We start from the raw sequence: 8,006 nt of genomic DNA on the forward strand, positions 1-8,006 counted from the left end.
TGGCAGCATTGACGTGTTCCGGAAGGCTCCCCCGCATGAGACCACCGACATGAGACCACCGTCGTCCACCTACCGGCTACAACTCAGCGCCGATCTCACCCTGCGCGACGCCGCCGCGGTGTTGGACCACCTCTCCGATCTCGGTGTGGGCGCGGTCTACTGCTCGCCCCTGCTGCAGTCGGCACGCGGTTCCAACCACGGGTACGACGTGGTCGACGTCGCCCGCGTGGACGAGTCACGCGGCGGCGAGTCCGGGTGGCGCGCCTTCGTCGCCGCGACCCGCGAACACCACCTCGGCGTGGTGGTCGACATCGTCCCGAACCATCTCGGCGTCGCGGACGCGCAACAGAACCCGGCGTGGTGGGACGTCCTGCGGCGCGGCCGGGACTCGGCGTACGCGTCCTGGTTCGACATCGAGTGGTCCCGCGGACGCATCCTGCTGCCGGTGCTCGGACCGGACGCCGACCTCGACACGGAGCTGAAGGCCGAGAACGGCGAACTCCGCTACGCCGACCTTCGTTTCCCCATCGCACCCGGGACCGGACGCTCGCCCGGCGAACGCGCGACCGACGTCCACGACCGGCAGCATTACGAGCTGGCCGACGCCCGCCGCGCGGACACCGACCAGAACTACCGCCGCTTCTTCGCCGTCACGACCCTGGCCGGCGTGCGGGTCGAGGATCCCGACGTCGCGGCGGCGACGCACGCCCGCGTCATCCGCTGGGTGGGCGAGGACGGCGTCACCGGGGTGCGCGTCGACCATCCCGACGGACTCGCCGACCCCACCGGGTATCTGACCTGGCTGCGCCGCGCGACCGGCGACGTGTGGCTGATCGTGGAGAAGATCCTCGAGCCCGGCGAGGAACTCCCGGAGACGTGGCCGGTGGATGGGACCACCGGGTACGACGCGCTGGCGGAGGTCGGCCCGTTGTTCATCGACCCCGCCGCGGAGCCGCGATTCGACCGGCTGTACCGCGAACTGACCGGCGACCACCGGGACCTGGCGGCGCACGTCGAGGCCGGCAAGCGGCACGTCGCCACGACGATCCTCCGGGCGGAGTTCCGCCGGCTGGCCCGGCTCGCGCCGGACGTCCCCCGTGCCGCCGAGGCACTCACCGAACTCGCCGTCGCCTTCGACGTCTACCGCTCCTACCTGCCGATCGGCGCGGACCGTCTGGCGGCCGCGGCGAAAACCGCGCGACAGCGCCGGCCCGATCTCGAGGACGCGATCACCACGCTGGCGCCACGGCTGTGCGACCCGTCGGACGAGCTGTGCGCGCGCTTCCAGCAGACGACGGGTGCGGTCATGGCCAAGGGCGTGGAGGACACCGCGTACTACCGGTACAACCGGTTCGTCGCGCTCAACGAGGTGGGCGGCGATCCCAGCCGGTTCGGGCTTTCGCTCGGTGACTTCCACGACGCACAGCGGTATCGGCAGGCCGTCGCGCCGGATTCGATGACCACGCTGTCCACGCACGACACGAAGCGCGGCGAAGACGTCCGGGCCCGCCTTGCAGTGCTCTCGGAACTGCCCGACGAGTGGGCGACGCTCGTCGCGCTGCTCGGCGAACACGCTCCGATGCCGAACCCCGCATTCGGCTACCTGATGTGGCAGACCGTTCTCGGAGTCGGCTTGATCGAACGGGACCGGCTGCACGCCTATGCCGAGAAGGCGATGCGTGAGGCGGCCGACGGCACGAGCTGGGCTGAGCCCCACACGTCGTTCGAGCGCGCGGTGCATGACGCCGTCGACGCGCTCTACGACGAGCCGCACCTCCGCAACGCCGTCTCCGACCTGGTGGAGCGGATCCGGCCGTTCGGGTGGAGCAATGCGCTGAGCCAGAAGCTGGTGCAGCTCACCATGCCCGGCGTCCCGGATGTCTACCAGGGGACCGAAGGCTGGGAGGACTCGCTGGTCGACCCGGACAACCGGCGGCCGGTGGACTTCGCGGCGCAGCGTCGGCTGTTCGATGCCGAGCGCCCGCCGGTCGATGCGACGGGTGCCGCGAAGGCGTGGGTGGTCTCCCGCGCCCTCCGGCTCCGCCGCGACCGGCCGGAGCTCTTCGGACGGTACCGCCGGGTGCGGGTGGACGGACCGGCCGCGGACCATGCCGTCGCGTTCGACCGGGGTGGTGCGATCACCGTCGCGACGCGGCTTCCGGTCATACTGGACCGGCACGGCGGGTGGCGGGACACCGTCGCCGAACTCCCCCGCGGCCTCGTCGACACGCTGACCGGGCGGCCGGCGGGTGGCCGTACGCGACTCGGCCGGTTGCTGGACACCTATCCCGTCGCACTGCTCGCGCCCGACACCTCGGATACCGAGCCTGCCTGATGGCGGATGCGATGACCGATTTCCACCTGTGGGCGCCGCGCGCACACTGCATGCGGTTGCGCGTCGGCCAGAACGACGACGTCCCGATGACGCGCGGGGACGACGGGTGGTGGTCGGCCAGTGCCGCCGCGCCGGACGGTGCCGACTACGGCTATCTGCTCGACGATTCCGATGATCTGTTGCCCGACCCTCGCTCCAGGCGGCAGCCGTACGGTATCCAGGGCGCCAGCCGCGTCTACGACCAGGATCGTTTCTCCTGGACCGACCACGGCTGGACCGGCCGGGACCTGGCCGGGGCGGTCATCTACGAGCTGCACATCGGCACGTTCAGCCGCGGCGGGACGTTCGACGATGCGATCGCGCTGCTCGACCATCTGGTCGAACTCGGCATCACCCACGTCGAGGTGCTGCCGATCAACGCCGTCAACGGGGTGTGGAACTGGGGCTACGACAGTGTCGGCTGGTATGCCGTGCACGAGCCGCTCGGCGGGCCGGACGCGTTCAAGCGGTTCGTCGACGCGTGCCACGCTCGCGGCCTCGCCGTCGTCCTCGACGTCGTGTACAACCACGTCGGCCCGGGCGCGGAGTTCCTGTCCGATTTCGCGCCGTACCTGACCAGCGGCCGCAGCACGTGGGGTGAGCTGATCAACCTCGCCGAGCCGCCGGTGCGGCGGTTCATCATCGACAACGCCCTGATGTGGCTGCGCGACTACCACGTCGACGGGCTGCGGCTGGACGCCGTGCACGCCCTGATCGACCCGCGGCGTCCGCACCTGCTGGCCGAGCTGTCCGCCGAGGTCGAAGGGTTGTCGGACGAGGTCGGCCGGCCGCTGCCGCTGATCGCCGAATCCGACCTCAACGACCCGGTCATGATCGAACCGCGGGCGGACGGCGGCTACGGCATGGACGCGCAGTGGGACGACGACGTCCATCATGCGCTGCACGCGATGCTCACCGGCGAGCGCCAGGGGTACTACTGCGATTTCGGGTCGCTCGCCGTCTTCGCCAAGGTCTGCCGCGCGGCCTTCATGCACGACGGCACGTACTCCACGTTCCGCGGCAGGGTCCACGGGCGGCCCATCGATCCTGAACGCACCGCCGGTTTCCGGTTCGTCGTCTGCCTGCAGAACCACGATCAGGTCGGCAACCGCGCCGCCGGTGAACGGCTGCCCGAGCTGACCTCACCGGGCCGGGTCCGGATCGGTGCCGTGCTGCTGCTCAGCCTGCCGTTCACACCGATGCTCTTCATGGGTGAGGAATGGGCGGCGTCCACCCGGTGGCCGTTCTTCACTTCACACCCTCAGCCGGAACTGGCCGCCGCGACCGGACCGGGCCGGATCGAGGAGTTCGCCGAACACGGCTGGGACGTGGCGGCGATGCCGGACCCGCAGGATCCGGCCACCTTCGCCGACGCCAAGCTGGACTGGACCGAGCTCGACGACGCCGGTCACGCCGGCATGCTGGAGCTCTACCGGCGGTTGATCGCGCTGCGCGCCGCCGAGCCGGAGCTGAGCGACGGCGACCTCACCGCGGTCGCCGTGGACTACGACGAGCAGCGTTCCTGGCTAGTACTGCACCGCGGCACGCTGCGCGTCGTCGTCAATCTGGCGGATCAGACGCAACGGGTCCCGCTGACCGGCACATCAGGCGTCGCACAGACGCTGGTCGCGACGGGCGACGCGACTGCGGTGGACGGGGGCCTCGAGCTGGCCCGGGAGGTCGCCGCGATCGTGCGCACCACCTGAGCACCGTCGCATCTGCCGTGAAATTCGCTTGCACGGCTTCTCAGGGCTCGTGAATCATGACCGCCGTGATCACTAGCGACGTGCGACGGGGGTCGAGGTTGATGGAACCTGACACGCGGCCGTCCACCGCCATCGCCCGGACGTGAGCCATGCCCGGAGCCAAGATGCATGCCGACCAGATCCAGACCGACGCCGACATGGTTCGCCGGCTGCTTGCGGCACAGTTCCCGCAGTGGGCCGGGCTACCGATCGAGCCGGTCGACTCGTACGGCACCGACCACGACATCTACCGCCTCGGTGACCGACTCGCCGTACGCCTGCCACGGATCGGCTGGGCAGCGGCACAAGCCGCCAAGGAATCCCGATGGCTGCCCAGACTGGCCCCATACCTGCCCCTCACCGTGCCGACACCGATGGCGCTCGGCCGTCCGGCGGACGGTTTTCCCTTCGACTGGTCGGTGGTCACCTGGTTGCCTGGCGACAACGCGAACGGCACGATCACCGACCTGGATCAGGCTGCAGTCGATCTTGCGACGTTCGTGCAGGCGCTGCGTCACCTCGACACGAGTGACGCGCCTGCACGCCCGCCGAGCAGCCGGGGCGGACCGCTCTCCGACCTCGACGAGCGTGTGCGGCAATCGATCACCGAACTCGGCGATCGAGTCGACGGCGACGCCGCGCTTCGAGCGTGGGAGGAATCGCTCGGCGCACCACTGTGGGACGGACAAGAGGTCTGGATACATGGTGACCTCCTGGCCGGCAACCTGATCGTCGTCGACGACCGTCTCACGGGGGTCATCGACTTCGGCAGCCTCAACGTCGGCGACCCTGCGTGCGACCTGCAGCCCGCGTGGAGCCTGTTCACCGGAACGAGCAGGACGCGGTACCGCACGGAACTCGGCGTCGATGACGCGTCCTGGCTACGCGGCCGTGGTTGGGCGCTCTTCCAGGCCGTAGTGGCCCTGCCCTACTACTGGGAGACCAACCCCCAGATGGTCCGTCAGGCGTTGCACACCCTCAGCCAGATCCTGGCCGACGATCCGCCTGGGTAGTGCGCGGCGGCCACTGGCTCATGTCGGGCCGGATTCTGCGAACGGTTGATTGAGCCATACGCATACGGGTAGGCAAGACGCCGGAGCAGTCGGCCGCGCGCCCGGCTGACCGGCCTCCGGATGTGACACCGACGTCGCTGAACAGGAGGGTGACCTCGCCATGGCCGAGACCTCGACTGCACACCGTTCCATCCCGAGAACCCGTTCCGTACTCGCCGTCTGCGGGGTGAGCCTCCTGGCGCTTCCCTTGGCGGCCGCGGCCGTCGACGGCGGTCAGGACGACGCGGCCGCCTCAGTCGCGCCGGCCGAGGCGAGCACGCCCTCGTCATCGGCGCCGACCAAGAGCATCGGATTCTATGTGGGCAAGGACCTCACCGAAGACGGCTCGGTGCTGCTGGGCGGCTTCGGGCACGAGCCGTCGAGCCACTGGCTGGAAATCGTGCCCCGGCGGGAGTTCCCCGAAGGAGCGACGACGACGGTCGGCATCACCGACGAGGCGCGGATGCCCGGAGAACTGATCGAGATCCCGCAGGCCCGAGAGACCAACACATACATCACCTCGAACTACTCCGAGTTCGCCGGATTCCCGGCACCGCTGACCAACGGCGGCCTGAACGAGCACGGCGTCGCCGCGCGCGACATCTGGTCGCCGAGCAGCGAGCGGCTGCTGGAGTTCACCGACGACGTGCAGCGCGGTCCGAACTACAGCGACCTCTCCCGCATCGCGATGGAACGCGCCGGCACCGCACGTGAAGCGGTGGAGATCGTGGGATCGCTGATCGACGAGCACGGCTACTCCAGTTACGGCGGCAACTCGCACCTGTTCGCCGACGAAGACGAGGGCTGGGTCCTGGTCAACTACGGCGGTAACCAGGGGCTGTGGGCCGCAGAGCGGCTCGGCCCGGACGAGACCCGCGTCTCCTTCCCCGGTTACCTCAACCCGTTCCCGCTGGACTTCGAGGACCATCCGGACGAGTACCTGGCCTCGGACAACTTCATCGATTTCGCCATCGAACAGGGCTGGTTCGACCCGGAGGAGAGCGACGAGTTCGACCCGCACGAGGTCTACGGCGGTCTGCAGCCGCACGACCCGCAGGTCAGCGAGACCCATCCGGCCGGGTTCAACATGCAGGACCAGCTGGAGGATGAACTCGCCAAAGAGCTGGCGCCCGTCTCGCTGGAGGACATGCTCGCCTACGTCCGTGACCCGCGCTGGTCGCACGACCGGTCCGGGTACGGCCAGGTGGCCAAGCTCTCCGACGTGAAGCACCCCGAACTCAACGCGCTGTGGACGGCGGTGACCGGCGCCGTCGCGACACCGTACGTTCCCATCTACATCGGGGCCGAGGACGTGCCTCCGGAGTTCAAGCAGCACCGCTACATGACCAAGGGTGCGGCGGCGGAGTGGTTGGCAGCCGACTACGCGCCGCTGGAGGCGACCCGGTACGCGACGCGGACGTTCAAGCGGCTCATGTACCACACCTGCGAGAACCCGCAGGAGTACCTGAAACCGGTCACGGCGGAGCTTGAAGAGTTCGAGGCGGACCTGCTGCATGAGCAGAAGCGGATCGAACGGCGTGCGCAGGCGAGGCTGCGGTCGGGGCGGGAAGACGCGGCCGCGGAACTGCTCACGGACTACGTCGGGGGCCGCCTGCTCGACTCGCTCGAGCTCGGCGAGGATCTCGCGAGCGCCGTCGAGGAACGGACCCGCGAGGCGTCGGGCATCCGGCTGCCGAGCGGACGCGAGCTGCCCGGTGAGACCTACCGGCCGGAGAGCCAGAGCATGAACCGCGGCGGTGGGCTGGAAGGCGACGCCAACAACATCGTGCACTGCTACCGCGAGGGCATCGACGACTACCCGCGCGAGCATGGCTCGTACGCCGACCAGGCGGGCGAGCTGTTGGGTAAGCCGGGAAGGCCGGGCGCCGCCTCCACGTTCGACGACGTCGATCCCGACGCGCTCCGGGACGCGATGCGCGAAGCCCGTGAGGAGCACGATCCCGAGAAGGACTGGGACGCGTTCGTCGACGCCGTGCTGGACGAGATCGACGAGTGAGTTGACATCGGCGCGGACGATGAGTTCCGCATGATTCGACGGTCTACCCCGTCGTTGGGCCCGTCTACGCGGAGGAGACCGTCATGCCGACTGTGCCGACAGTCATCGAGCGAACGGAACAGCCCTACGTGGGCATCACACATGTCGTCACCATGGAGACCATGCCCGAGGTGGCCGACCGGCTGCCGGAGGTCTTCGCCTGGCTCGCGGCGCGCGGCGTCGCCCCTGCCGGATCGCCGTTCTTCAGGTACAACCGCATCGACATGGCCGCCGACCTCGAAGTGGAGGTCGGCGTGCCCGTCGAGGCTGCTGTGGCCGGCGACGACACGGTCACCGCTGGGACGCTGCCCGGCGGCAGGTACGCCACCGTGACTCACGTGGGCCATCCCGACGGCCTGATGGGAGCGACGGGTGAGCTCTTGACGTGGGGCAACCAACAGGGGCTGCAGTGGGATCGCTCCGATACACCTCACGGCGAACTCTGGGGCTGCCGCCTGGAGATCTACCACACGGACCCGGCTGAGGAGCCGGACATGAACAAGTGGGAGACCGACCTCGCATTCAAGCTCGCCGGTTGAACCATCGATTGGCGCGCTCCGCGCAACAAGCTCGTGGCCAACGGACCCCACACGACGTTCGGCACCGTGCAGGTGTGTTCGTGGTGGGCGAACGGTTGATCTCGATGTTAGTCGTGGATCTTGGTTGCGGGGGTACGGGTGTTCGAATAGCATGGACACATGTTCGATTCGGCTGCTTGTAGCTCTGCCTCGCCGGGTGAGATGCCTGGTGGGGCGGCTGCTGGTGGGCGGGGCCGGTTC

5 protein-coding genes are annotated in these 8,006 nt (G+C 69.1%); all 5 read left to right on the forward strand.

Annotated features, from left to right (window positions below):
* The first annotated feature begins 49 nt into the window (after positions 1 to 49).
* The 5 genes from treY (at position 50) to G1H10_RS15075 (ending at position 7,766) form a co-directional block, all read left to right on the forward strand.
* A complete protein-coding gene (treY, locus tag G1H10_RS15055) occupies positions 50 to 2,335 on the forward strand; it encodes a malto-oligosyltrehalose synthase (protein WP_163739157.1) in 2,286 nt (761 codons plus the stop codon).
* Positions 2,336 to 2,346: 11 nt separating this feature from the next.
* Positions 2,347 to 4,080 (forward strand): malto-oligosyltrehalose trehalohydrolase, encoded by a 1,734-nt coding sequence (gene treZ / locus G1H10_RS15060; RefSeq protein ID WP_163739159.1) that lies wholly within the window; start codon positions 2,347 to 2,349, stop codon positions 4,078 to 4,080.
* Positions 4,081 to 4,229: 149 nt separating this feature from the next.
* Positions 4,230 to 5,132 (forward strand): aminoglycoside phosphotransferase family protein, encoded by a 903-nt coding sequence (locus G1H10_RS15065; RefSeq protein ID WP_163739161.1) that lies wholly within the window; start codon positions 4,230 to 4,232, stop codon positions 5,130 to 5,132.
* 160 nt (positions 5,133 to 5,292) lie between these two features.
* Positions 5,293 to 7,188 carry a C69 family dipeptidase gene (locus G1H10_RS15070; RefSeq protein WP_163739163.1) on the forward strand — a complete coding sequence of 632 codons (1,896 nt, stop codon included), beginning with the start codon at positions 5,293 to 5,295 and terminating at the stop codon, positions 7,186 to 7,188.
* An 83-nt stretch (positions 7,189 to 7,271) separates the two neighbouring features.
* Entirely contained in the window at positions 7,272 to 7,766 is a 495-nt protein-coding gene (locus tag G1H10_RS15075) for a GyrI-like domain-containing protein (protein ID WP_163739166.1), read from the forward strand.
* The last annotated feature ends 240 nt before the right edge of the window (positions 7,767 to 8,006 follow it).

The organism is Phytoactinopolyspora halotolerans (genome assembly GCF_010550675.1).
Classification (GTDB): domain Bacteria; phylum Actinomycetota; class Actinomycetes; order Jiangellales; family Jiangellaceae; genus Phytoactinopolyspora; species Phytoactinopolyspora halotolerans.

Excerpts from the sequence above, each read along its gene's own strand:
- G1H10_RS15075 (WP_163739166.1), top strand. The coding sequence starts at position 7,272 with ATGCCGACTGTGCCGACAGTCATCGAGCGAACGGAACAGCCCTACGTG.
- G1H10_RS15065 (WP_163739161.1), top strand. The coding sequence starts at position 4,230 with ATGCCCGGAGCCAAGATGCATGCCGACCAGATCCAGACCGACGCCGAC.
- treY (WP_163739157.1), top strand. The coding sequence starts at position 50 with ATGAGACCACCGTCGTCCACCTACCGGCTACAACTCAGCGCCGATCTC.
- treZ (WP_163739159.1), top strand. The coding sequence starts at position 2,347 with ATGACCGATTTCCACCTGTGGGCGCCGCGCGCACACTGCATGCGGTTG.
- G1H10_RS15070 (WP_163739163.1), top strand. The coding sequence starts at position 5,293 with ATGGCCGAGACCTCGACTGCACACCGTTCCATCCCGAGAACCCGTTCC.